This is a genomic window from Streptomyces sp. ActVer (assembly GCF_027270795.1).
Taxonomy (GTDB): Bacteria; Actinomycetota; Actinomycetes; order Streptomycetales; family Streptomycetaceae; genus Streptomyces; species Streptomyces umbrinus_A.
This window is the reverse complement of record NZ_JAPWHT010000959.1, coordinates 1-918: the sequence shown is the minus strand read 5'-3', so window position 1 is coordinate 918 and position 918 is coordinate 1. Positions and strand designations below refer to the sequence as shown.

At 72.8% G+C, this 918-nt stretch carries 1 protein-coding gene; it reads left to right on the top strand.

All coding sequences use genetic code 11. The annotated features are described in order from the left end of the window. Positions 1-611 (top strand): ArsB/NhaD family transporter (locus O3Q52_RS53595; protein WP_269655612.1); only part of this gene is annotated, 611 nt, incomplete at its 5' end. Positions 612-918 lie beyond the last annotated feature (307 nt).

Here is a 918-nt window from a genome sequence, read left to right as displayed (position 1 = left end):
AGCCCGTCGAACTGCCCGTGTTCGCGCTGGTCACGGTCGCCTGCACGCTCGTGGGCTTCGCGGTGGCGCCCGCGCTCGGCGTCGAACCGGCCTGGGCGGCGCTGGCCGGGGCGCTCGTCCTGGCCTGCCGGGCGCTGGTCCGCGGGCACACCACACCGCTCGCCGTCGTTCGCGCCACCTCGCCGGCCTTCCTCGCCTTCGTCCTGGCGCTCGGGATCGTGGTGCGTGCCGTGATCGACAACGGCCTCGCGGACGTGCTCGGCCACCTGGTACCCGACTCGTCGAGCCTGTTGGCGCTGCTCGGCATCGCGGCCCTCGCCGCCGTCCTCGCGAACCTCATCAACAACCTGCCCGCCGTCCTGGTGCTGCTGCCCCTGGCGGCCGTGGCGGGCCCCGGGCCGGTCCTCGCCGTACTGCTCGGGGTGAACATCGGCCCCAACCTCACCTACGCCGGGTCGCTGGCCACGCTGTTGTGGCGGCGCATCGTGCATCAGCACGAACACGACGTCGATCTCGGCGAGTTCACGCGCCTCGGTCTGCTCACCGTGCCCGCCACCCTGATCCCGGCCGTGGTGGCCCTCTGGCTCTCGCTGCGCGTGTTCGGAGCCTGAGGCGCACGCCCCGGCCCGCCTCGACCGGCTCGGCCGTCGCACCCCGGCCAGGTCGTGCGCGGAGCATTGACGCTGTGACATGGCCATGCAATGCTCCGTTTTGGGAGCGCTCCCACTGTCCTGTCGTCCCCGTGAGACGGCATCCGTGCACCCAGTCCAGGCACCGGGAGGCGCTCCATGCTCACGTTCCCGCACGTGCACCGCCGCCCCACAGGACGCCGTACGAGAAAACGCACGACGGCAGCTCTGCTGACGGCGGTCCTGCTCTCCGGCGGCACGGCCCTCGCCCCCGGCGCGACCGGGCTGT